Source organism: Solibacillus sp. GQ1, from assembly GCF_059758555.1.
Window position 1 is genome coordinate 1 of the sequence record NZ_JCAXEX010000010.1, and the last position, 24,778, is coordinate 24,778.

Annotated in this window: 24 protein-coding genes, 1 tRNA gene, 1 pseudogene and 1 other annotated feature; of the genes and pseudogenes, 14 read left to right on the top strand and 12 right to left on the bottom strand. The window is 38.3% G+C overall.

Annotated elements, in window-relative coordinates; genetic code table 11:
* The first annotated feature begins 166 nt into the window (after positions 1-166).
* The 3 genes from guaB to asnB all read left to right on the top strand — a co-directional run bounded on the left by guaB (position 167) and on the right by asnB (position 5,060).
* Positions 167-1,633, top strand: coding sequence for an IMP dehydrogenase (gene guaB / locus AC6CH1_RS18940; protein WP_251691736.1), 1,467 nt, complete (start codon positions 167-169; stop codon positions 1,631-1,633).
* 135 nt (positions 1,634-1,768) lie between these two features.
* Positions 1,769-3,106, top strand: a complete 1,338-nt coding sequence (locus tag AC6CH1_RS18945) for a D-alanyl-D-alanine carboxypeptidase family protein (protein ID WP_251691737.1) — start codon at positions 1,769-1,771, stop codon at positions 3,104-3,106.
* A 127-nt stretch (positions 3,107-3,233) separates the two neighbouring features.
* A complete protein-coding gene (gene asnB, locus AC6CH1_RS18950; RefSeq protein ID WP_498318826.1) occupies positions 3,234-5,060 on the top strand; it encodes an asparagine synthase (glutamine-hydrolyzing) in 1,827 nt (608 codons plus the stop codon).
* 44 nt (positions 5,061-5,104) lie between these two features.
* Here the strand turns inward: asnB and pdxR are convergent, their stop codons facing one another.
* Entirely contained in the window at positions 5,105-6,502 is a 1,398-nt protein-coding gene (gene pdxR, locus AC6CH1_RS18955) for a MocR-like pyridoxine biosynthesis transcription factor PdxR (RefSeq protein WP_427714347.1), read from the bottom strand.
* A 156-nt stretch (positions 6,503-6,658) separates the two neighbouring features.
* Positions 6,659-6,872: a binding site (T-box leader), on the top strand.
* A 96-nt stretch (positions 6,873-6,968) separates the two neighbouring features.
* Here pdxR and serS point away from each other — a divergent pair.
* The gene (serS, locus tag AC6CH1_RS18960; protein WP_251691743.1) at positions 6,969-8,261 is read left to right on the top strand and encodes a serine--tRNA ligase; all 1,293 of its coding nucleotides are present in this window, start codon (positions 6,969-6,971) and stop codon (positions 8,259-8,261) included.
* 168 nt (positions 8,262-8,429) lie between these two features.
* Here serS and AC6CH1_RS18965 read toward each other — a convergent pair whose 3' ends face one another.
* A complete protein-coding gene (locus AC6CH1_RS18965; RefSeq protein WP_498318828.1) occupies positions 8,430-9,074 on the bottom strand; it encodes a GntR family transcriptional regulator in 645 nt (214 codons plus the stop codon).
* Between the two features lie 85 nt (positions 9,075-9,159).
* Between AC6CH1_RS18965 and AC6CH1_RS18970 the strand changes: the two genes are divergently transcribed.
* From AC6CH1_RS18970 to AC6CH1_RS18995, 6 genes and pseudogenes are all read left to right on the top strand, one after another.
* Positions 9,160-9,435, top strand: a complete 276-nt coding sequence (locus tag AC6CH1_RS18970; RefSeq protein WP_498318829.1) for a hotdog family protein — start codon at positions 9,160-9,162, stop codon at positions 9,433-9,435.
* Positions 9,436-9,439: 4 nt separating this feature from the next.
* Positions 9,440-10,216 carry an enoyl-CoA hydratase/isomerase family protein gene (locus AC6CH1_RS18975; protein WP_498318831.1) on the top strand — a complete coding sequence of 259 codons (777 nt, stop codon included), beginning with the start codon at positions 9,440-9,442 and terminating at the stop codon, positions 10,214-10,216.
* A gap of 11 nt (positions 10,217-10,227) precedes the next feature.
* Positions 10,228-11,394: an acyl-CoA dehydrogenase family protein gene (locus AC6CH1_RS18980; protein ID WP_498318833.1), complete on the top strand. Its 1,167-nt coding sequence runs from the start codon at positions 10,228-10,230 to the stop codon at positions 11,392-11,394.
* Between the two features lie 10 nt (positions 11,395-11,404).
* The gene (locus AC6CH1_RS18985; RefSeq protein WP_498318834.1) at positions 11,405-12,256 is read left to right on the top strand and encodes a hydroxymethylglutaryl-CoA lyase; all 852 of its coding nucleotides are present in this window, start codon (positions 11,405-11,407) and stop codon (positions 12,254-12,256) included.
* Between the two features lie 21 nt (positions 12,257-12,277).
* On the top strand, positions 12,278-12,469 hold the full coding sequence (locus AC6CH1_RS18990) for a CoA transferase (RefSeq protein ID WP_435368099.1): 192 nt from the start codon (positions 12,278-12,280) through the stop codon (positions 12,467-12,469).
* Positions 12,463-12,622 (top strand): annotated as a pseudogene (locus AC6CH1_RS18995) (alcohol dehydrogenase); the annotation flags it as partial. The gene AC6CH1_RS18990 and the pseudogene AC6CH1_RS18995, both read left to right, overlap by 7 nt.
* A 31-nt stretch (positions 12,623-12,653) precedes the next feature.
* Here the strand turns inward: AC6CH1_RS18995 and AC6CH1_RS19000 are convergent.
* Both AC6CH1_RS19000 and tadA read right to left on the bottom strand, forming a co-directional pair.
* Positions 12,654-13,352, bottom strand: coding sequence for a TMEM164 family acyltransferase (locus AC6CH1_RS19000; protein ID WP_498318835.1), 699 nt, complete (start codon positions 13,350-13,352; stop codon positions 12,654-12,656).
* Positions 13,353-13,362: 10 nt separating this feature from the next.
* Positions 13,363-13,866, bottom strand: coding sequence for a tRNA adenosine(34) deaminase TadA (gene tadA, locus AC6CH1_RS19005; protein WP_251691759.1), 504 nt, complete (start codon positions 13,864-13,866; stop codon positions 13,363-13,365).
* 103 nt (positions 13,867-13,969) lie between these two features.
* Between tadA and AC6CH1_RS19010 the strand changes: the two genes are divergently transcribed.
* The 3 genes from AC6CH1_RS19010 (at position 13,970) to AC6CH1_RS19020 (ending at position 16,197) form a co-directional block, all read left to right on the top strand.
* Positions 13,970-14,785 carry a coiled-coil domain-containing protein gene (locus tag AC6CH1_RS19010; RefSeq protein WP_427714337.1) on the top strand — a complete coding sequence of 272 codons (816 nt, stop codon included), beginning with the start codon at positions 13,970-13,972 and terminating at the stop codon, positions 14,783-14,785.
* A gap of 108 nt (positions 14,786-14,893) precedes the next feature.
* The gene (locus tag AC6CH1_RS19015) at positions 14,894-15,532 is read left to right on the top strand and encodes a deoxynucleoside kinase (protein WP_079523445.1); all 639 of its coding nucleotides are present in this window, start codon (positions 14,894-14,896) and stop codon (positions 15,530-15,532) included.
* Positions 15,529-16,197: a deoxynucleoside kinase gene (locus AC6CH1_RS19020; RefSeq protein WP_251691763.1), complete on the top strand. Its 669-nt coding sequence runs from the start codon at positions 15,529-15,531 to the stop codon at positions 16,195-16,197. Before AC6CH1_RS19015 ends, AC6CH1_RS19020 begins: the two co-directional genes overlap by 4 nt.
* Positions 16,198-16,241: 44 nt before the next feature.
* Here the strand turns inward: AC6CH1_RS19020 and AC6CH1_RS19025 are convergent, their stop codons facing one another.
* Positions 16,242-16,619: a sodium:proton antiporter gene (locus tag AC6CH1_RS19025; RefSeq protein WP_251691764.1), complete on the bottom strand. Its 378-nt coding sequence runs from the start codon at positions 16,617-16,619 to the stop codon at positions 16,242-16,244.
* Positions 16,620-16,778: 159 nt separating this feature from the next.
* Here AC6CH1_RS19025 and AC6CH1_RS19030 point away from each other — a divergent pair, with 159 nt between their 5' ends.
* On the top strand, positions 16,779-17,399 hold the full coding sequence (locus AC6CH1_RS19030) for an RraA family protein (protein WP_427714332.1): 621 nt from the start codon (positions 16,779-16,781) through the stop codon (positions 17,397-17,399).
* Positions 17,400-17,444: 45 nt separating this feature from the next.
* Here AC6CH1_RS19030 and AC6CH1_RS19035 read toward each other — a convergent pair whose 3' ends face one another.
* The 7 genes from AC6CH1_RS19035 to AC6CH1_RS19065 all read right to left on the bottom strand — a co-directional run bounded on the left by AC6CH1_RS19035 (position 17,445) and on the right by AC6CH1_RS19065 (position 24,514).
* Complete coding sequence (locus tag AC6CH1_RS19035; protein WP_353056592.1) at positions 17,445-18,713, bottom strand: cation:dicarboxylate symporter family transporter; 1,269 nt, start codon at positions 18,711-18,713, stop codon at positions 17,445-17,447.
* An 81-nt stretch (positions 18,714-18,794) separates the two neighbouring features.
* Positions 18,795-19,673, bottom strand: coding sequence for a response regulator (locus AC6CH1_RS19040; protein ID WP_251691770.1), 879 nt, complete (start codon positions 19,671-19,673; stop codon positions 18,795-18,797).
* Entirely contained in the window at positions 19,673-20,935 is a 1,263-nt protein-coding gene (locus AC6CH1_RS19045) for an ATP-binding protein (protein WP_427714329.1), read from the bottom strand. Before AC6CH1_RS19045 ends, AC6CH1_RS19040 begins: the two co-directional genes overlap by 1 nt.
* A 165-nt stretch (positions 20,936-21,100) precedes the next feature.
* Positions 21,101-21,193, bottom strand: a tRNA-Ser gene (locus AC6CH1_RS19050).
* Positions 21,194-21,338: 145 nt separating this feature from the next.
* Entirely contained in the window at positions 21,339-22,190 is an 852-nt protein-coding gene (locus AC6CH1_RS19055) for an alpha/beta fold hydrolase (protein WP_427714326.1), read from the bottom strand.
* An 84-nt stretch (positions 22,191-22,274) separates the two neighbouring features.
* Complete coding sequence (locus tag AC6CH1_RS19060) at positions 22,275-23,249, bottom strand: catechol 2,3-dioxygenase (RefSeq protein WP_427714323.1); 975 nt, start codon at positions 23,247-23,249, stop codon at positions 22,275-22,277.
* Positions 23,250-23,308: 59 nt separating this feature from the next.
* Positions 23,309-24,514, bottom strand: a complete 1,206-nt coding sequence (locus AC6CH1_RS19065; protein ID WP_065216338.1) for an acyl-CoA dehydrogenase family protein — start codon at positions 24,512-24,514, stop codon at positions 23,309-23,311.
* Positions 24,515-24,778: the final 264 nt, after the last annotated feature.

A 24,778-nucleotide genomic window follows, 5' to 3' on the forward strand; every position in this document is an offset into this window, starting at 1 on the left:
AAATCAGTGGGTTTTTTGTTATAAAATACTTTTTCTCTCTTTAAGAAAAAAATACAAATAATATAATATTCCGAATTATTTTACTTTTTAAAGAATCTTGACAGTGATGTCCCTCGGAGGTAACCTTACAATAATATTCTTTTATAAATAGGAGGCATTCTTAACAATGTGGGAAACAAAATTTGCTAAAGAAGGTTTAACTTTTGATGATGTACTATTAGTGCCAGGGCACTCTGAAGTGTTACCGAAAGATGTTAATTTGTCTGTAAATCTAACTGACAGCATTAAGTTAAACATTCCGCTGATCTCTGCAGGTATGGATACTGTAACCGAATCAAAAATGGCAATTGCCATGGCTCGTCAAGGTGGAATTGGTATTATTCATAAAAATATGAGTATTGATGAACAAGCAGAAGAAGTCGAGAAAGTAAAACGCTCTGAAAACGGCGTTATTACAAATCCTTTCTTCCTTACACCAGAACATCAAGTTTTTGATGCAGAGCATTTAATGGGCAAGTACCGCATTTCAGGTGTCCCTATTGTAAATAACATGGAAGATCAGAAATTAGTGGGTATTATTACAAACCGTGATTTACGCTTCATTTCAGATTACTCATTAAAAATTGATGATGTAATGACAAAAGAAGATTTAATCATTGCTCCTGTAGGGACAACTTTAGAAGATGCAGAAAAAATTCTTCAGCAATATAAAATTGAAAAGTTACCGATTGTTGATGAAGCAGGAAAGTTAACTGGCTTAATCACAATTAAGGATATTGAAAAAGTAATTGAGTTCCCAAATGCTGCTAAAGACAGCCACGGCCGATTAGTTGTAGGAGCGGCGGTTGGTGTTTCTAAAGATACAATGATGCGTATTGCGAAGCTAGTGGAAGCGCAAGTGGACATCGTTGTAATTGATACAGCACACGGTCATTCTCAAGGAGTTTTAAATACAATTAAAGACATTCGTGCAGCTTACCCGGACTTGGATATTATTGCAGGGAATGTTGCAACAGCTGAAGGAACACGTGCATTATTTGAAGCTGGTGCCGATGTTGTAAAAGTAGGAATCGGTCCTGGTTCTATTTGTACAACTCGTGTTGTAGCAGGAGTTGGTGTACCACAAATTACAGCTGTTTACGATGCAGCATCAGTTGCCCGTGAATTAGGTAAAACAATTATTGCTGATGGCGGTATCAAGTATTCTGGAGATATCACAAAAGCTTTAGCTGCAGGTGGACATACTGTAATGTTAGGTTCATTATTAGCAGGAACATCTGAATCTCCTGGTGAAACAGAAATCTTCCAAGGACGTCGCTTTAAAGTGTACCGTGGTATGGGTTCACTAGGTGCAATGGAAAAAGGTTCTAAAGACCGCTACTTCCAAGAAGATGCGAAAAAGCTTGTACCAGAAGGAATTGAAGGACGTTTACCATACAAAGGACCTTTAGCAGATACAATTCACCAATTAGTTGGTGGTGTACGTGCCGGAATGGGTTACTGCGGTGCACCGGATTTAGAACACTTACGTGAAAAATCACAGTTCATTAAAATGTCGGGTGCAGGCTTACGTGAATCACATCCACATGATGTACAAATTACGAAAGAATCACCAAACTACTCTTTACAATAATTACTAGGAAACTTTCAAACGTTACTATCGTCAAATTGGAGATAGTAACGTTTTTTTATTAATAGAAGGTCACATACAACTACTTATGTATGATAAAATGACGTTAGACAAGAATAAAAATTTGGAGGTAGCTTTGTGAAGAAGGTAAGAAAGCAAACGGTATTAAGCATTGTCTTAATTCCGATTTTAATACTTAGCATGCTGGCGGTGACACCTGCTAAGACAAATGCGGCGACGGATTTAGGGTTAACGGTAGATGCGGCAATATTAATTGATGCAGACACAGGGAAAATTTTATATGAGCAAAATGCAGAGACAGCTTTAGGTATTGCAAGTATGACGAAAATGATGACAGAGTATCTATTACTTGATGCAATCGAAGAAGGCTCAATTTCATGGGATCAACAATATAATGTATCAGAGTATACATATAAAGTTTCCCAAAACCGTTTATTAAGTAATGTACCGTTACGTGCTGATGGTACGTATACAATTAGAGAGTTATATGAAGCAATGGCAATCTATTCTGCAAATGCTGCTACAATTGCGATTGCAGAAACAATTGCAGGTACAGAAAAAGAATTCCTTAAATTGATGGATAAAAAGGCAGAAGAACTTGGCTTAGAAAATTACAAATTTGTAAACGCAACAGGTTTAAATAATGCTGATTTACAAGGCATGCATCCAGAAGGTACTGGTGAAAAAGATGAAAACGTCATGCCTGCTCGTTCTGTAGCAAAATTAGCGTACAACTTATTAAAAGATCATCCTGACATGTTAGAAACAGCAAAAATTCCGAAGAAAATATTCCGTGAAGGAACTTCGGATGCAATTAGTATGTCCAATTGGAACTTCATGCTACCGGGCCTTGTATATGAATATGAAGGCGTAGACGGGTTAAAAACAGGGACAACAGATTTTGCCGGTCATACATTTACAGGTACAGCTAAACGCGGTGATACACGTTTAATCGCTGTTGTTATGAAGGCAGTGGATTCAAAGGGTGTAGGCTCTTATAAAGCACGTTTTGATGCGACAGCGAAGTTATTTGATTATGGATTTGGTCAATTTTCGAAAGTAGAACTTCTTCCAGGTAACTACGTATTTGAAGAGCAAAAAACGATTCCTGTTACTAAAGGGAAAGAGGACTCTGTTAAAATCGGTTTGAAAGAGCCGGTTTCTGTAATGGTTAAGACGAGCGAGAAAGATTCATACGTTCCGACATTGACATTGGACAAGAAAGAAATTGAAGCAGGAATCGAAAAAGACCAAGTAGTAGGACAGGCTGTACTTGCACCTACAGAAGGCAAAGATTTCGGCTATATTGATGGCAATCCTATTGTAGCAGATGTCGTGACGACAGAATCGGTAGAACGTGCAGGGAAAATATCATTAATGTTCCAAGGTATCGGAAGCTTTTTCGGTAATTTATGGAATGGTGTGTTTGGATTTGCAGGTAATTTAATTAAATAATGAGTGGGCCTTTCTATAAGTAAATACTTGTAGAAAGGCTTTTTTTTTCGTCTAAGGGAATTTTTCGATTGGGACAATTTGTCGATAAACCATGCAAAACATACATTGATACATGGAGGGATTAATCATGTGTGGAATATCAGGTTGGATCGATTACTCGACTCACTTAGTAAATGAAGAATCAATGATTAAAAAAATGACGAGGACGCTTTTACACCGTGGTCCGGATAGTGAAGGATACTTTATAAGCAAACATGCTTTACTGGGCCATAAACGGCTCGCAATTATTGATTTAGTGACAGGTAATCAGCCGATGACTCGCGGCGAATTGACAATTGTGTATAATGGCGAGGTTTACAATGCAAACGAGCTTCGTGAACAGCTTAAAAATTTGGGCCATTCCTTTTATACAACATCCGATACAGAAGTTATTTTAATGGCGTATGTTGAATGGAAAGACCGCTGTATGGAGTACTTAAATGGGATATTTGCTTTTGCCGTATGGAATGAGCAGGAGCAATCACTATTCCTATGTCGTGACCGGCTAGGCGTAAAGCCGCTGTTTTATTATGAGCTTCCGGATGGGCTATTGTTCAGTTCTGAAATAAAAGGGATACTGGCACATCCTGCTGTGAAGGCAGAAGTTGATGCAGAAGGGCTTGCCGCATTATTTAGTCTTGGCCCATCACGTATTGTAGGGCATGCCATATTTAAAGGGATTAAAGAAGTTAAGCCCGCATACGCAATGATGGTGCGAAGCGGTTTCAGGAAAAGTTGGCAGTACTGGGACATTGAAAGTAAACATCATGAACATTCAGAGGCAGAAACGATTGAAAATGTCCGGGAACTCGTAACAAATGCAATTATTCGTCAACTAATAAGCGATGTGCCGCTAAGTACAATGCTATCAGGCGGACTCGATTCAAGTATTATTACGGCGGTTGCTGCACAACAACTTGCAAAAGAACAGAAAACATTGGCGACTTATTCCGTAGCATTTGAAGAAAATGACTATCATTTCATAAAAAACTCATTTCAAACATCACAGGATGAATTCTGGATCGGAAAAATGCAACAGGCATTTCAGACAAAGCACCGACAAGTAACGTTGACCCAACAAGAATTAGTAGATGGTTTAGAACAGGCAATGCGTTTAAAAGACATGCCGAGTATGGCGGATATTGATAGCTCATTTTATTTATTCTGTAAAGAAATGAAAAAAGAACATACTGTGGCGCTGTCGGGTGAATGTGCTGATGAAGTATTTGGTGGTTATCCATGGTTTTATGAAGGGAAAAGAGAAACGCTTTTCCCGTGGCTTCGTTCTACAAAGGAACGTGAACAGTTATTTAAATCAGATTGGCAAAAACGCCTGCAGTTGCCGCAGTTTATGCAAAGTACTTATGAAGAAGCAGTAAAAGGGATGCCATCATTTATAGGGACTAAAGAAGAGCAGGAACGCCAGCAGCTGTTTTATTTAAATAACCAGTTCTTTATGCAGACGTTATTAGAAAGAAATGACCGGATGACGATGGGTGCAAGTATGGAAGTCCGTGTACCGTTTGCCGATCATACAATAATTGAATATGTATGGAATATTCCTTGGGAAATGAAAAACAGCGGCGGAATGGAAAAGGGGATTTTACGAAAGGCGTTTCAGGATATTTTACCGAAGGAAGTTGTGGAGCGTAAGAAAAATCCGTATCCCAAAACGTATCATCCTAAATATACAGAACTCGTTCATCAACGGTTAGAGCAAATTTTACGGCAGAAGCACTCAGTTCTGCATGAATTATTCGAGAAGGAGCAGTTAGAACGATTGCTTGCTACAAATGGTCAATCGTTTCAAATACCTTGGTTTGGCCAGTTAATGGCGGGACCACAACTCATAGCATATTTTATACAATTACATGATTGGGTCGAGCAATATCGCATCAATATTATTTCAACGTAAAGAGACGTTTCCATACGGAACGTCTCTTTAAAAATCCCTTTCTATTAACTTTTAGAAATCCCCCAAATTTCCATTAGCTGATGGATGTTCGGTTCAATATCATGAAGTTGCAAATTACCAAACCCTAATAAAAATGTTCTTTTGGAGTAATGCTGCTCTGTTAAATAATAATTTGATAACGGTAAAATATGAATCCCGTGCTTGCGCGCGACCTGTTGAAGTTCCCGTTCAGATTCCTTATGACGGAATGCAACAAGAATGTTCGTACCGGCAGCATCACCGGATATTGTTATTTGAGAGTAATGATTTGAAAACACTTCAATACATTTATCGTGCTTTTTACGGTAAATTTTACGCATCCGATTTAAATGTTTGGCAAAGTGTCCGTCTTTCATAAACTTCGCTAAAATATGCTGTTCAAACCGAGGAACTGTAGAAGAGTAGTAATTAAAATGCTCCTGATAGCGTTGAACGAGTGTTGGCGGCAGGACAAAAAAGGCAACACGCAATGATGGCATCAATGATTTAGTAAAGGTACTTAAATAAATGACCCGGTCATTTACATCAAGTCCTCTAAGCGCTGGAATTGGCTTCCCAATATATCGAAATTCACTATCGTAATCATCTTCAATAATAAAACGGTCCGGTGTTTTAGCTGCCCAATTTAATAATTGTGTCCGTCGATTAGCTGAAAGAACCGCACCAGTCGGGAATTGGTGTGAAGGTGTTATGTAAACGACATTTGCATTTGATTTCTGTAATTGTTCCACCACAATTCCATCTGTATCAACAGAAATCGGAATAGCGAGCTGACCTAATTGATGACGGGGAATAGGTGAATAACCTGGATTTTCAAAAGCAAGCTTTGAATCAACATCTAGAATTTTTAAAATCATAGGCAGTAATTGCTCAGTACCGGAGCCGATGACGATTTGCTCTGGCTGGCACTCGATTCCCCGTGATTGGTGTAAATAGTTCGCAATTTCGATACGCAATGCAAGCTCACCTTGACGTTCCCCTGTCTGAAGTAGATGTTTGAACGGTTTATCGAGCACGTCTTTTGCATATTTTCTCCATATCGTAAAAGGAAAAGCTTCCTCATCAATTTTTGCAGAAGAGAAATCAATTTTATATTTCGTAGTTTCCGCTGTTTTTTTTATTTCATTGTTCGATAGATCACTTTGGCGGTAAGGTAATGAATCGATCTCTTCAACAAAATAACCGACACGCGGTTTTGACATAATATAGCCTTCCGCCAACAGCTGCGAATACGCAAGCTCGACGGTTGTTTGACTTATATTGAAAAAATCCGCAAGTTCCCTTTTGGAAGGAAGGCGTACACCAACAGCTAGCTGGTTGTTAGTAATTGCATTTTTTATGCCAATATACAGTTGTTCATATAGTGGAATCGTATGGTCCTTATGAAGCTGAAAGAAAAGCATCTTCTTATCCTCCTTATGTAACCTTAATGAAATTTCAATTTTAATTAATATTGAAAGTGTCAGAAAAGTATAGCACGATGTAGAAAATTAGTGAATGTTTTCGCCGGAACTTGCAAATGTATATGGTTTTATAGTACAGTATGGTTAAATTTATAAATGAATTCGATGATAGGAAGTAGTAGCAAGCCCGTTTTTTTTAGAGAGTCAGCGGTCGGTGGAAGCTGATAAAAACACTTGTGAATCCGTCCTTGAGATGCTTTTTCCGAAATTATAGTAGGTGGAAGCCGGCTTACCAAAGTCGTTAATTGTTAAGAGGAATAGATTTTTCTATTCAATTAGGGTGGCAACGCGGGTAGCTCTCGTCCCTTTCATAGGGATTGAGGGCTTTTTTGTATTTATTCTGCTAATACATTAACGCGTTAAAGTGCTCAGGATCATCATTTCATAAATATTAGGAGGAAAAATTATGTTAGATATTAAACGCGTCCGCGACAATTTTGAAGAAGTAAAGCGTATGCTTCTTACACGTAATGAGGATTTAGGAAATCTGGATAACTTTGAAAACTTAGATACAAAACGTCGTGAATTAATCGCCAAAACAGAAGTATTGAAAGCAGAGCGCAATAAAGTGTCTGAACAAATTTCTGTTATGAAGCGCAACAAAGAAGATGCATCAGAAGTAATTGCACGTATGCGCGAAGTAGGCGATGAAATTAAAGCATTGGATGCCGAGTTAAATGCCATTGAAGATGAATTTAAAGATATGATGATGCGTTTGCCGAATATCCCGCATGAATCAGTACCTGTTGGCACAGAAGAAGATGATAATGTGGAAGAGTACACTTGGGGCGATGTGCCGGCATTTAATTTTGAAGCAAAAGCACATTGGGATATTGCCAAAGAATTAGATATCGTAGACTTTGAGCGCGGAGCTAAAGTTACGGGAAGCCGTTTCTTGTTCTATAAAGGTTTAGGCGCACGTTTAGAGCGTGCTTTACTGAACTTCATGATGGATCTTCATTCAGATCAGCATGGCTATACAGAAATGCTGCCACCGCAAATCGTTAACCGCGATTCACTGACAGGTACAGGCCAATTACCGAAGTTTGAAGAAGACGTATTTAAATTAGTTCGTGAAGAAGATGAAATGGATTATTACCTGATTCCAACTGCTGAAGTACCGGTAACAAACTATTACCGTGATGAAATTTTATCAGCGGATATGCTACCGCAAGCGTTCTCTGCATTCAGCGCTAACTTCCGTTCAGAAGCAGGATCTGCAGGTCGTGATACACGTGGACTGATCCGTCAGCATCAGTTCAATAAAGTAGAATTAGTTCGCTTTGTTAAACCGGAAGAATCTTATGAGCAACTTGAAATCTTAACTGGTCATGCTGAAAAGGTATTACAACTTTTAGGTTTACCATACCGCAAATTAAAAATGTGTACAGCAGATTTAGGTTTCACAGCTGCGAAGAAGTACGATTTGGAAGTATGGATTCCTGCTCAAAACATGTACCGCGAAATTTCTTCATGTTCAAACTTCGAAGATTTCCAAGCGCGTCGTGCGAATATCCGTTTCCGTCGTGAAGCAGGTGCAAAACCGGAATTCGTTCACACGTTAAATGGTTCAGGTCTAGCAATAGGTCGTACAGTAGCAGCAATTCTGGAAAATTACCAACAAGAAGATGGTTCTGTTGTTATTCCGGAAGTGTTACGTCCATATATGGGTGGACTAGAAGTCATTACTGTAAAATAATTTAATCTAAATTAAAAAGTGTGTTGAATCAATAATTTCAACACACTTTTTTTCTTTTCTGCGCTAAAATATTTCAGGGAATTTAGTAATTTATTTTACAAAGCGAGAATATTTTGTTATATTCGAGAAAATAGGATATTGGATACAATATTTTAAGATTAATAGAATTTATTGAATAAAGTTTCTAAGAACATCATATTTTGCACGTGTAATATGTTGTTCAAGCAATTGGCATGTAAGCTCAATGTTATCGTTAGCCAAAGCTTCCACCATTAAATCATGTTCACTAATAGAAGTGGCAATTTGGTTAGGTAAAAGATGTGGTGTTTGCTGAGGGAAACCGGTCCACAAATTTTCAATAATGCTATTTAATTTCCCCCAAGGACAATCTTTTATTAACAGATGATGAAATTGAATATTAAGTTGAATATATTCATCTGTATCATCTGTTTTCTTCATTCTCTCGTTAAGCTCACGCAATTGATTTACTAGTTGTGGTGACATCGTTTTCAAACTTTCAGCAGCAGCCATTGGTTCAAATTTAGCTCGTAAAAAATAAATCTCTTCCAGTTCGTGGAGTGTAAATTGTTTGACGACAGCCCCTTTATGCGGCTCAACTGTGACATAGTCTTCAGCAGCCAACTGTTTTATCGCTTCCCGGATCGGCATTCTGCTAACGTTTAATGTTTTCGCCAATTCATCCTGTACCAGGCGTTCGCCAGGCTGCAGCTGCCCTTTTATAATCGCTTCGCGCAGAATCCGGTAAATTTTAGAGGGTAATGTTTCAGCAGTTAAATCATGATCAAATTTCATATAAAACACCTCATTATGTGTTGTAATTTGGATCCAATATACAATATACAGAAAAACTATGCAAACTTTAAAGAGGGATGTTGTCATGGAACAACAAATTCAGATTGGATGGGATGAAGTAAGGCTCCCGCACCCTGTTTTTGAAGGGGATACAATTTACTCCTATACAGAAATATTATCAAAAAAAGAAAGTGCTAAACGAAATAATGTAGGAATCATCGAAGTGAAAACAACCGGCTACAACCAGGACGGGCAAATTGTCATTCACTTTAAACGCACGATGATGATTTATAAAAAGGACTTTGCACCAAATATTACGAAGCCTTTGATCGATCAAGTAATCTTACAGAAAGGGAAGTGAACGAATGGAATATATTCAAGTTTCATATGAATATGAAGAGAAAATTGCGATTGTTACATTAAACCGACCGGAAATGCGTCATGCATTTAACACGGAAATGGCGAAGCAGCTGTTAACTGTATTTCAGTCATTCAATGAGCAGCCGGTACGCGTCGTCATTTTAACTTCCTCCACTGAAGATGCCTTTTGTTCAGGCGCGGATTTAAAAGAGCGTAAAGGGATGAGTGAGTCCGCGTGGACGGAACAGCATCACTTATTTGAACAAATGTTCCAGGCAGTAGCCAATTGCAGGCAACCTACCATTGCTGCGATCAATGGCTATACACTTGCAGGAGGGTTTGAACTTGCATTGAATACGGACTTAATTGTTGCCGGTAAAAATGCAAAGGTAGGGCTAACCGAGGTCACTCGAGGTATTATGCCGGGCGGAGGAGGAGCACGATTGCTGCCAAAACGTGTACCGCTCCATATTGCAAAAGAATGGCTATTTACAGGGCGGATTGTCTCTGCAGAAGAAGCACAGAACGCAGGGTTATTTAATCGAGTTGTCGAATCTGAAGAAGTAATGAGTACCACACTTGAGTTAGCAAAAGAAATTGCAGGCAATGCACCTTTAGGCGTTCAAGGCGTTAAAAAAGTAGCAGAAATTAGTTCATTGGAAGTATCTGAAGCATTCCGGATTGAAATAGAAACGTACAACGAGGTTATCGCTTCTGTGGATCGAATGGAAGGTATTTTAGCCTTCAACGAAAAAAGAAAACCTAATTTTATTGGACGGTAGGAGGATCTCAGATGATGTTAACAGAGAATCTGGCATTTTTAGAAGAACTTCGTGAAGGTGTAAGAGCAGTTTGCAAACGTTTTGATGGTGACTATTGGCGGAAGTTGGATGAGATCGACGGATATCCGACCGAATTTGTGGAGGCTATTACTCAGGCTGGCTTTTTAGGGGCTTTAATACCAGAACAATATGGTGGTTCCGGTTTAGGAATATTGGAAGCATCGGTAATTTTAGAGGAGATTAATCGTTCAGGCGGGAACGCGGGTGCGTGTCATGCACAAATGTATACGATGGGAACGATTTTACGGCATGGTTCTCCTGCACAAAAGGAGAAATATTTGCCGAAGATTGCGGACGGGTCACTTCGTTTACAAGCATTTGGGGTGACGGAACCTAACACTGGTACTGACACAACAAACTTAAAAACGTTTGCGAAACGGGATGGCGACCATTATATCGTGAATGGTCAAAAGGTATTCATTTCCCGTGCAGAGCATTCGGATTTAATGATTTTATTAGTGCGTACAACACCGAAAGACCAATGCGTTAAAAAGAGTGACGGCCTGTCCGTGCTAATTGTTGATTTGAATGAAGCAGTTGGAAATGGATTAGAAATACGGCCAATTAAAACAATGATGAACCATGCGACAACGGAATTATTTATCGACAATTTAAAGGTGCCTGTAGAAAATTTAATTGGCGAAGAGGGAAAAGGATTCCGCTATATCTTGGACGGAATGAATGCCGAGCGGATTTTAATTGCTGCGGAATGTATCGGTGATGGACGCTGGTTTATTGAACGGGCAACGAATTATGCAAAAGAACGTGTTGTTTTTGATCGTCCGATAGGTCAAAACCAAGGAATACAGTTTCCGATTGCCCAGGCGCATATCCATATTGAGGCGGCAGACTTAATGCGTATAAAAGCTGCGGAACTTTATGATCGCCGGCAAGCTTGCGGGGCAGAGGCCAACATGGCGAAGTTACTTGCTGCAGATGCATCATGGGAGGCGGCCAATGTAACGATTCAAACTTATGGCGGCTTTGGCTTTGCCGCAGAATATGATATTGAGCGGAAATTTAAAGAGACACGGCTCTATCAAGTAGCTCCAATTTCAACAAACCTGATTTTATCATACGTCGGAGAACATATATTAAAACTTCCAAAATCTTATTGAGGTGAAAATCATGCACTTTCCAAAGCAAGTTGAAATTATTGAAGTAGGTCCACGCGACGGTTTGCAAAATGAATCACGCTTTGTGCCAACAGAGGAAAAGAAAAAGTTAATCAAGCAATTATATGAAGCGGGCTTTCAGCGTATTGAAACGGCATCGTTTGTTCATCCAAAAATTGTCCCGCAAATGGCAGACGCACAGGAAATTACGGCATTTTGTAATGAACTGGGGATGGAATATATCGCTTTAACCCCTAATATGAAAGCACTGGAGCGTGCAATTGATGCAGGTGTACCGCAGATTGCGGTATTCGTCGGGGCGAGTGAGACATTCAACCAAAAAAATATTAAACGTTCCATCGAAGATTCTTTGGCAGAATGCAGCGAAGTGTTCCAGCATGCAAAAGCTCAGCAAAAGTTTATTCGTGGCTATGTGTCGATGTGTTTTAGCTGTCCGTATGAAGGAGCCATTTCCTATGAGCAAGTTAAGCGGGTTGTAGCACAATTTGTAAATGACGGGGCTGACGAAATTTCAATTGGTGATACGAATGGACAGGCAAATCCGCGCATCGTGTATGAACGGTTCAGCGCATTAAAAAAAGATTTCCCGGATACAACATTCGTGGCACATTTCCATGATACAAACGGTTTTGCCTATGCAAATATAATTGCCGCATTAAATGCGGGAATTGAAAAGTTTGATAGTTCGATTGCAGGACTTGGCGGTTGTCCGTTTTCACCTGGAGCTACAGGAAATGTAGCAACAGAGAAAGTGGTGGAGCTGTTTGAAGCGATGGAAGTTAAAACAAATATCCGTCAGGAAAAGTTAAAGGATGTGGCAAAGTTCGCTTACAGCTTAGTTTAAGGAGGGCTGAATTTGAAACCATTGCAAGGAATACGTGTTCTTGATATGACAACGAATATTTCAGGGCCGACATTAACGATGATTTTAGCTGACTTAGTAGCAGAAGTGATCAAAGTAGAAAAGCTGAGCGGTGACGAGGCCAGAAAGATGGAGCCTAAATTTCAACCGGTAATTTTCCACGAAGACATCTGCTGTTTTTATGAATTCCATTAGCTCAATTTTCGTTCCCTTATGTAACTTTAACAGCCGAAGAAAAAACGTTAAAAGGTTCTTATATCAAATATCATTACGCTTGATGAAATTAATGAAGGTTTTGATCTACTGGCAACAGGCGATAATTCCCGAATCATTATTAAAATGGATTAATGGAAAAAAGCAAAATAAAACGACGACACATTTATTCGGTAATGTGTCGTCGTTTTTGTATGGCAAGAAGTACATAAAGCACAATCCAAATACTAACGATAACCCCTACTAAACTGGCTAAATAACCAGCTGCCCCAAACGCATCGTATAACCATTGAAGAGGCGTCCCTTTTACAGGGCGATTTAGAAACATAAAATTCGTATGGAAATGTGCATTGTATATATAAACAGGCGGAACTGTGACTAGCAGAAATAATACAGCCCGCCAAATATCCGTAAAATTTGTCATCAGCTGCCTTTCCAAAATTAAAGCCGCTACAACTAATACAAGCAGTGCATGAAATATGAAGCTGTGGAAATGCAAAAAGCCGCCAACCGGATCAATTGTCCATCCGGGGAATAAAAGTGCAATCGCAGCTCCAGGCAAAGTAAGCGTAAATAATAAAGTAGCTGTAGTCCGAGTTGGGAAATAGGCATGCCAGCCAATAATGAAAATGCCAAAACCGCACAGATGGAGCGGGGGACTCCAATATGAATATTGATTTGTTACGAGTAAATAAAGTTGCTTTGCTACTTCTAATAACAGTAACAGCCAGAAAATCGATTTTAGGAAAAGATGTTGCTTTTCATGAGAAGAATAATGATAAAAATATAACGAAATTACTAAAAAACCGCCAATAAAAATAAGCCACACTATATGAATCGAATCAAAAATGGAAAATCCGTTCATTGCACACACCTTACTTTTCGGATTGTTGTTTTCTCGCTAACTTCTCTGCTTTTTTACGGTCGCGAAGCGCTTTGAAAAAGTCCGTTAAAATTTGTCCGCACTCTTCCGCCATAACCCCTTCTGTTACAGTACATTCATGATTAAAACGCGGATCATTGAGGAGACGGTATAATGAGTCGACACAGCCTGCCTTTATATCACGGGCCCCGTATACAACCCGTGGTACGCGTGACTGTAAAATAGCTCCTGCACACATCGGGCAAGGTTCAAGTGTAACGTACAAAGTAGTCTCTTCTAAACGCCAGCTGCCTATTTTGCTGCAGGCTTCTTGAATGGCCATGCTTTCTGCGTGTGTCAGTGCATTTTGAGTTGTTTCGCGTAAATTGTGTGCACGTGCAATAATCTCATCTTTATATACAATAACCGCGCCGATCGGTACTTCTCCAAGGGCAGCGGCTTTTTTCGCTTCTTCCAATGCTTCCTGCATGTAATGGTGATCTTTATTTTCGAGCATTCATCTATCACTCCTTAAATCCTAGTTTAGCATGCTAATGAATAGTTGGGCGACAAGAAATAAATCATGCTATGATGAAAGAAAAGTTTGAAGGAGTACAGCGATGAAGTCATTTCAAACCATAGAAGAAGTAAATGAGTATTTCGAAAATGCATTGGCTGATCTGGATAATGAGTATGAACAAAAATTGTTGACGATTGAGAAAAATGAACAACAAGTAACTATGACTTTGCACAAGCAATATGAACAGCAAAAAGCAGCCATTGCACAGCAGCATGAAGATGAAGAATACAAACTTAATCAAAATCGCGATCAAGCAATCGAAAAAATTGAAATGTTATTCGCAAATAAAAGAAAAGTTATATCGGTAAACTATAAAGTTACTTATGAAGAAGAACAAAAAAACTATCACGTCAATAAAATTGAACTTCTTGAGCAGAAACAAGCGGAAGAACGCAGGAAGTTTCAATTTTACAATAACAGGCAACAAGCTCTACTCTCACAATTTGAACAAGTGTCGGATGTGACAGAGGGAATGGAACAAGCAATGGATAGTTTACATCAGGAGTTAACCGACATCTTGATTAAATATAAACAGCAATTCGATGAAGCGGAACAGCTGTTTGAAGAAAGCTGTCATGGACTGGTACAACAGCGTGATGAAGCAATCGAAAACCTAATGGATAATGAAGCAGCATCACAAAGCCAGCTAGATGATCAGTTATTTGAGGCATTACAGGATCTATCTGAAAGAACAGAGAAACACTATGAGCAAATCGAACAAACCTTTATGAAAAAAGAACAGTCTCTTCAGGAAATGGCATTTGCCCAGCAACAAAAAATAAATGCTAATTATGATGAACAGCGTGAAAAGTTATTTGAATTACAGGAGCAAGCGCTCGCACAATTTGATTACTAGAAATTGGCTATGCCTTATTCGGTAAAATAGAATTGTTTGCTTTGTTGTCTAAAGAACGTTGTGATAAAATTAAAAGCATTGACTATAAAAAGAGAAGGAGCACTTCTAATGTCTGTGCCATTTATAACAGTAGAAGGTCCGATTGGTGTTGGGAAGACCTCATTATCTAAGGCCGTATCACAAACGTTTGACTATCATTTATTAAAAGAGATTGTAGATGAAAATCCATTTCTCGGTAAGTTCTATGAAGATATTAGTGAGTGGAGCTTCCAAACGGAAATGTTTTTCCTGTGCAATCGCTACAAACAATTATCTGATATTCATGAAATTATTGAAGCACAAGGGCCAGTAGTGGCTGATTATCATATATTTAAAAATTTGATCTTTGCAAAACGTACTTTAAAGCCGACTGAGTATGAAAAGTACGAATCGATCTATCGAATTTTAACTGCTGATATGCCAAAGCCAAATATGGTCATTTATTTACATGCAAGCTTAGACACATTAATGAAACGAATCGCTATGCGCGGTCGTGAAATGGAAAAGAACATTTCACGTGACTATATGGAACAACTTTCAAGCGATTATCATCAATTTATCGGACATTTTGAAAAGATGCATCCAGAAATCCCTGTCATCTCATTAAATGGAGATGAGCTTGATTTTGTGAAGAATGAAGAAGATTTAAAGTACGTACTACGACTAGTAGAAGAAAAGTTACAACAAAGGAGTTTGCATCAGAAATGAACTTAAGAGAGAAGTACAATATTCCTGCTAATGCAGTGATTACAATTGCAGGAACAGTAGGTGTCGGAAAGTCAACAATGACAAAAGCATTATCGCATAGCTTAAACTTCCGTACATCTTATGAAAAGGTTGATACAAACCCTTATTTAGATAAATTTTATGATAATTTTGAAAAGTGGAGCTTCCATTTGCAAGTATATTTCCTTGCTGAACGATTTAAAGAACAGAAGCGAATTTTTGAATATGGCGGGGGCTTTATACAGGACCGTTCTATTTACGAAGATACAGGTATTTTTGCGAAGATGCATTATGACAAAGGTACAATGACGCCGACAGATTATGAAACATATACAAATCTTTTTGATGCAATGGTAATGACACCGTATTTCCCGCACCCGGATTTACTTGTATATTTGGAAGGTCCGATTGATGATGTAATTGGACGTATCCATGAGCGAGGACGCGAGATGGAGCAGCAAACGCCTCATTCGTACTGGGAAGAAATGCACGGTCGCTATGAAGACTGGATTAACAACTTCAATGCCTGTCCGGTATTGCGTATTGATATTAACGATTACGATTTAATGAAGAACCCTGCACAAGTAGAGGATGTCGTAGCTCGTATCGGTTATATGCTTGAACAAACAAGCCATTTACGAAAATAATAAAAAAGGACTGATTTCTGTAGGATAGCGGAAATCAGTCTTTTTTATTTCGCCCAAACGATAATAAAAATAGGTGTCATAATGAGCAGAAAGACGAAGAAGCTCCATAAAACTTGCTTACTTGTCGTCATATTTTTAGGTTTTATACTGATGGATTCGTATAGCTCGTTCACTGCGCGCTGTTCCCTTTCATAAAGCATCCTCTGAAAAGAAGCGTAGTTATCGATATATGATGCCGGATTTTCAAAATGGAAGCGAATCGCACGTATATCATCCGTAACATCTTTATCTTGATGCATATACGTGATTGTAGGGGCAAGACCACCTGTCAGCCGGGCAGTAACTTGTATATCGAAGGTCTTCATCTTATAAGTTATTTGGCCACTTTCATCTGTTACCGATTCAATGAGCGGGTTGTTCAATATAGTTCCCCCCCCTTTCCTGTATTAGTAGCATTCCCAATATAAGTATATTTTTAACGACTTTAAAAAATATTGCGAAGAAAAAGTTGTATCGTTTATGCTTAAAGTAATTACAAATTTTAACGATTTGTAACATTATAGCAAAAAGGGGATGGAAATATGACTTTATCGATGATAGATCGCTTACAGGCACTACCAACGACAGCAATTTCCGATGCAACAGGGGGACATACGAATGTAGCATCAGCAATTAAACCGCTTGCCGATCACTTTAAAATTGCCGGACAAGCGAGAACGGTACGTCTGCCGGACGGGGAAAATGGTGCGGTACTGGAAGCAATAAGCCAGGCTGAAAAAGGGGAAATTTTAGTCATCGATGCTAAAGGTAATACGAATCGTGCTGTAGCTGGGGACTTTGTTATGCAGCTTGCGCAAGGTGTCGGTGTCCAAGGTTTTGTTGTGGACGGGGTTATTCGCGATATAGCAGCTGCAAAGGAAATTGATTTTCCGGTATTTGCATTAGGTACAACAGTAGCAGCAGGCAATAAACATGGTGGTGGGACAGTAGGCATAGCCGTGTCTGTAGGAAATGTGGCTGTTCAAACAGGCGATTATGTAGTTGGTGATAGTGATGGGGTTGTTATTATCCCTCAGGAGGATATTGAGCAGATTATTGAGGCTGCAGAAGCAAAAGTGGCAAAAGATGAAGAGCGGGCACATGAAGCATTATATAACGGGGAAGCATCAATCCGCGCATATTTAGCAAAAGTAGTGAAATAAAAAATGGCGTAGCGAATATATTGTTCACTACGCCATTTTCTAATTTTATTTTAAGTTCGCAGCTTGGTATTCAGCAAATTGCTTCTCGTCGAAACGTTTTTCCCATTTCGCCATAACAAGTGCTGCCAATGTGTTACCTACTACGTTTACAGCTGTACGAGCCATATCTAAAATACGGTCAATACCTGCAATGAATGCTAAACCTTCAAGTGGAATACCTACAGAACCTAATGTTGCAAGAAGTACTACGAAAGATACCCCTGGAACACCCGCAATCCCTTTAGATGTTACCATTAATACAAGCATTAATGTAATCTGTTCCATAATTGAAAGGTCAATACCGTACATTTGCGCAATGAAGATTGCTGCAATCGCCTGGTAAAGAGTAGAACCGTCTAAGTTGAATGAATAACCTGTTGGGATTACGAATGATACGATATCTTTCGGTGCACCCATTTTTTCTGTTTTTAACATAATACGAGGTAATACTGTCTCTGATGAAGAAGTAGTATAAGCCAGTAATAGCTCGTCCTTAATCATACGAATTAATTTAAAGATATTAATACCGAAAATACGGGCAGTAAGACCTAATACAACAATTACGAAGAAAATCATTGTTGCATATACTAAAATCGCCAGTTTTCCTAATGGTATAAGGGATTCTATACCGAATTTGGAAACGGTTACACCTATAAGTGCAAATACCCCAATTGGTGCGAATTTCATTACTAAGTTTGTGACCCAGAACATGGCGTCTGCAGTACCTTGGAAGAATGCGAGCACTGGTTTTCCGCGATCACCAATTGCTGCTACACCTAAACCGAAAATTACAGAGAAGAAAATAATTGCTAGCATATCGCCTTCTGCCATTGCATTTATAATGTTTTTAGGAACGACATCTACAATAATTTGGATTTTGCTTTTATCTTCTTCAGCTTCCGTTGTTTCTACATAAGAAGAAATATCAGATTTCTCTAATGCATTCATATCAATACCAGCACCTGGTTGGAATAGGTTAGCTGCTAATAAACCAACAACAATCGCAACTGTTGTAATAACTTCGAAATAAATAAGTGTTTTACCGCCAAGACGACCTAATTGTTTCATATCACCAGTTCCGGCAACACCAACGATTAGTGTCGAAATAATAATCGGTACTACGATCATCTTAATTAAGTTTAAGAAAATATCGCCAAGTGGCTGTAAGTATGACTGTGCAGTTTCGTTACCAAAGAACACAGCACCTACGATAACACCGAGTACAAGACCGATTAAAATTTGTGCGGCTAAACTAATTTTAAACTTTTTCAAAATATAGTTCCTCCTAAAAAATCAGATTCAGGACTAGCCTAAAACTAATTTTATTAGATACATACAAAATCCGACAAAATCCGACTAATCAACTTTACTAATAATTTCAGAATATAAAACTTGAATGAATTTTTTTATGTTTACTTTTGCTTTACGTTGCTCATTTTTCTCTATTTGATTCATTAAATAACGAATATCCGTCAAGTCAAAATAGCGTGGGGTATAATACTCAAATTCAGAGTTTGTATAATCGACAATTCCTAAATTTGCCAAGTTAATCATTGCAGCTAATATAGTGCGGCGTACACGTTGTTCAATTGCTTTACTTTCCTTTAAAATTTCATCCGGCGTATTTTTCGTCAGCATGGCAACACGTTCATATACTTCCTTTAATGGGGGAAGCGGTGCAATTTTATGCTTTTCGATTAATAGCTGTTCTATAATTTTGATAATATCCTCACTGCCGACTTCAGCGACAATTCCCATATCATTCAAGATGGATTGAATATGTTCCCGTGCCGTTTTTTTTGTATGTGTCACATCTGTAATATCAAAGTTTGTCAGAGACTGGCGAATAACTTGCAAGGAATTTCTTAATAAGTATTGCTCGGTTGTCCTTTTTAATACCATTTGTACTTCAACTTTATTAATAGGCTTATGAATGAAAAATTCAATTCCTTTTGAATAGCCTTCAGCGACCATTTCCTTATTAACAACTTGTGAGATCATAATAAACTGACCTTTGAAACCATTTTGTTGAAGGCGTTCAATTGTTTCAATTCCATCCAACTTCGGCATTAGTAAATCGATTAATACAAACTCCGGCTGCATCATTAAAATTTGGGGAATGGCATCCAGACCGTTTTTTGCCTCTCCAATAACAGCTCCGAGTTCACAGTCATTAATAATATTACTGAGCATCATACGGCTTGCTCGGTCATCATCTACTATAAAATAGCGCATTAGTAATTCTCCTTTTGAATATTTTTTGTAGGAATTTGCACTACAAAGCAAGTCGACGTATCACTTGTTACGTGAATATTTCCTTGAAGATTTTCAACAATTGTTTTTGTATGGGAAAGACCGATTCCTGTAGAACCTTGGCCCTGTTCATTAAACTTGGATGTATAGCCTGCATCAAAAATGATCGGAATGAGCGCTGCTTCAATACCAACTCCATTATCTTCTACAATAAAAGAAGTCATATCCTGGTCGACTACAACATTCAGCGTAATATATCCGCTTTCTTCAATTGCCTCCACAGCATTTGCCATTAAATTATTCAAAATAGCAAATAGTGCAATATGGTCTTTTGTTTGAAAATCATCTGGGCAAATCAGTGTAAAGGAAATCGATTTATTTAAATAGGTGGAATAATTTTCATTTGCTTCCACAATAAAACTTAGTAAATCAGACAATAGAAAATTTGACGGGTAGTTTCTCGTCGTAATTTTAGAGAGCCCGGCATGAATACGCTCATTGTCTTTTTTTACTTCATGGATTTCCTGGGCAATATGTAAAGCTTCAGAAGCTAGCTGCAATTCGTTTGATTTCAGCTTTTTGTAAAGCTGGTAACTGTTTGCTGTAAGCTGCTCAATTTGGTGCATCGTTTTTTGAAGATACAATGCTTCTACATATAACTCCGAATGAATCGTCATGAGCTGTTTCAGCTGTTTTTTCTGTTCCGACATCGTAATCATGCTGTAAATGCCTACAACAAAATAGCTGCGTAACAATCCAACGAGGATGAACAGCAAAAAAGAAGTAAACGTTTCCTGATCAGAAACAAGTAGAATGTCCGTTAAAACGTGTTCAATCGTGTTCGATATTACTTCAAATGCTGTTGCCAATAAACCGAGCACAAGCGGCTGTTTTTTTAACTCGTCCAGCGGAATTAGTTTGAAGCATAGTGCAAAAACTATATAAAAAGCACCGGCCGGCAAATGTTCAAAGATATGAGTAAGGAAGCTTTGTCCATAAATAAAAATATCCAGTAATGAACGACCGAAAATGACGATTAGTGCAGTCAATAAACCAGTAGATACAATCGGTAATGGACGAATCAGTAAAGCGAAAAAGAAAATAATGCTCCCTAAACCGAAACGAAAAGGTCCTTCTTCAAAAGGAATTATTTTAATTTCGCCACCAATAGCAGTCAATAAACCGACGAGTAGCATAAATAAGAATAATTTAGTTGTTTTAATATATGGCTGAGTCGATTCCAATTTTGATATACCGCCCTTTACATATATGACATAGTAATTAATTGTACAAGAAAGTTGTCTATAAATACAAAAAAGTACTATTTCCATCAAATAGAAATAGTACCTTAAGGTGAATTTAGATATAAAAAAACCGCTCAACTAATGTAGCGGATAAAAGTTCAAAAATGGAGGAGGTAGAGGGATTCGAACCCCCGCGCGGTGTTACCCGCCTGTCGGTTTTCAAGACCGATCCCTTCAGCCAGACTTGGGTATACCTCCAAAATATAAAATGTCTTTTCGACAAAGATTAATTTACCACGGAATGAGATTTGCGTCAATAATTTTTTCGGGAAAATTATAAGCTGATTAAATAGAGAAAACGAGAAATCCAAATTTATAGAGGATGTCTCGTTTTACTATTGATTTATTTTTTTGAGGCATAAACTTTATTCGATGAATTTTTTAAAAAGCTTAAAATATTTTCAATGAATGGTTCTGTTTTTTCGATTTGAGTCCAGTGCCCACATTCATTAAATACATGTAGTTGTGCGTGAGGTAGTAATTGAATTAATCGATAGCTTGTTTCTTCGATTGGAATCACTTGGTCATTCAGGCCATGGAAAATTAATGTTTCAATCTCAATTTGCTTAATCTGCTCATCTTCTAAAGCCATTTCATCTAACATTTTTTGACGCGGTTCCGGGAACATTGCCGAGAACGCATCTCTTACATCAGGGCGCATGCTCGCTTCATAGCGCATGCGAACAAGTTCCTCATTATTTGCAGCTGCTTGATCGTACGAGAACAATTTAATAAGCTCTTTCATTGTTTCTAAACTTGGTTCATAGCCCCACACACGGTCTAGACCATTAGAAATTGGATGCTTTGTGCCAACACTACCCATTAAGATTAATTTTTTTACTAAATCTGGTCTGCGATATGCGATATGAAGAGACAATGCACCACCAAATGAATTACCAACTAAATAAACGGGTTCATCAGCAACCTTTTCAATAAAGCCAATTAAGTGCTCCACCCATAGCTCAATATTGTAATTATTGTCTGCTAATTTATCTGTTTCACCAAAACCGATAACATCCGGCGCTAAAACTCTATACGATTCACTAAGACGTGGGATAACTAAACGCCAGTTTGCAAGTGCAGACACACCAGGTCCTGATCCATGTATTAAAATGATTGTTTCACTTCCAGTACCTTCTTCATGATAGTGTGTGTTAACACCATTGATATTTAAATAGTTTGAACTAATGTTCAATTCAGCCACTCCTTTTTTGTTAATTGTATTGAGAATTAATTAGAAAGAAGAAAACAAGGTCCATCTTTCTAATAAGTTATATTTCTAAGGTTTAACAAGTTCTCCAGATTTAATAGGAGTACCATATTGGAAGAATTCCTGCGGTAAGGTAGAACCATGCCAAATAATAGATTTTTCTAAATCTTTACCTTTCCATTCCACAGTTCTCCAAGAAGGATCAAAAATTTGATAGCCTGGGTCACCGAATAATTCTACACGGTTTCCACCTGGTTCCATTACATACAAGAATGCAGCTTGAGTTACGCCATGCTTACCTGGACCGGCTTCAATATTATAGCCAGCTTCAATTAATAGGTCTGCAACATCTGATAAATGCTGAGGGAATCCGTACCAATAGCAAATATGGTGCAGGCGACCTGATTCACCTAATGCATCGCCCATAATTGCAATGTCATGAACTAAATTACTTACACTTAACCATGCAGCTATGGAAGAATCGTCGTCCGCTACGATGCGTTCACGTAAGTTAAAACCAAGCACCTCTTTTAAGAACTCAACGTTTTTGTCAGTATCGCTTGCTAATAAGTTGATATGGTCTAAGCGACGAACCGGCACACCGCGATTTGGACGTTTTTGCGGGCGATTTAATAATGGTGTTTTTTGGTCTTCAGGGGCTTCATAATACTCAACATCCCATAGAAGCTCAATTTTATGACCGTCTGGAGTTGTAAATTGGTATGCACGACCGTGACCGACATCTCCTTCAATCCAACCAATCCCATATCCAGTTTTTTCGATTTCAGCTACACGGCGCTCTAATGCTTGAGCAGAAGTAGCTCTTAAAGCAATATGACCTAAACCAGCTTCTTCATTTTCTGTAATGATTAACGTGTTATGGTAATGATCCTCGTAAGCACGCATATAAACTGAGTTACCTCGACGACCTACTTCATCCATACCAAGAATATTTTTGAAGAATTCTACCGATTCCTCTAATTTAGGGCTGTAAATTTCAAAGTGTGCAAGTTGTGCAACGTCAAACATAGGCTCTTTTGTCATATTAAATTCCTCCACTTTTCATAAGTTTATTTTTTATAGTAAAATTCATAGTTTTGAATTTACCAAGTCGGATGTCCTTTGAATCCAAGAATTGCGCTTCCGTATCCGGCCATTGCATCTTCGTATTGATGTGTTGGGTGAGCAGCAACGGTAAGAATATCTCGAACAAATCTTTCTGTTCCATCACTCTTGTAGACTGAGTTACCACCAAGCGTGATTAAAATACGAGTGGCCATTTCTGCAGAAGTTTTTGCAATATAGCCGCGAATTGCAAATAACTGTTCGCGTTCTTCTTCATCTAAAACGCGGATACCCTCATCCTGGTAACGGTGTAAGCGATCTGCATAATCTTTTGCTAAAGCTTTTAAAGCAGTTAGTTGTATATTTAATTCTGCAAGTGTCCGCTGTGCCGTACCTGCATTTTTTTCATTTGTATTATTGTTGAAAATACGAACACGATGTTCTGTTTTTTCTTTAAAGTTTCGTATTAAGCGTTCCACACCACCAATTGCTACATGTGAGAAACCAGCTAAGAAGAATGCAAGATAGGGAACATTGAAAATTTGGTAATCCGGTTCGTAATTGCCGTCCGGTGCAGTTGCCCCATTCACTACTCGAGTTACCGGAAAAACATAATTTGCTGGAACGTAGACATTATCTAACTTTACAGCGTTGCTGCCTGTTCCCCGTAAACCTAGGGAATCCCAGTTTTCAACAATTTCAAAATCTTTTTTATGGACAATAAACAGGCCAAATTCTGGTTCTGTCCCATCGTGCAATTGATGAATAGCGCCTAGTGCAACCCAGTCGCAGTATGGAATGCCGCTGCAGAAGTTCCATGTTCCTGATATACGATATCCTTCACCATCATTTACGACCTTACCAATCGGAGCAAATACATCGGCCATTAATTCCCCAGTGCCGAATAGCTCTTCCCGACCTTGTTTATCTAAAAAAGCTGGCCAAGTTTCATGAATAATAGCAAAGTATGTTAACCATGCTGCTGAAACATTATAGTTCGCTACAGTTCGGATAATATCCCCAAATGTATAGTAGTCTAAATCTTGCCCACCATATGCTTTTGGTCTAAGTAACTTGTGGAAGCCGGCTTCTTTTACCTTTTCCATGACTTCATCCGGTAATTTTCTATCAAAATCAGTTTGATCTGCATATTTCTCTGCTAACTCACCTACTTCTTTTGCCTTTTGGAGTAGTTCTTCACGATTCAATGTCTTTTCAAGAAGTGCCAAAGAATTAATTGTCATATAAATCCTCCTTTTTAATTTGTAAGCGTTATCACAGCATCTTGTCGTACTGGTTATCTATTATTATAATTATCTGAATTTATTGAGATAGCTATTTAAAATGCGGAAAAATGCTTTTTTTTAGAATATTTAGACTAAATGTGTTTTGTTAGGGTTGGGGGAATGAGTAATAATAGTTATTTAACGCTCTATTCATGCTGTTAATATTCTTTACTGATTTAAAAAAAGCCTTAGAAAGTAAAAAATGCTACTTTCTAAAGCTTT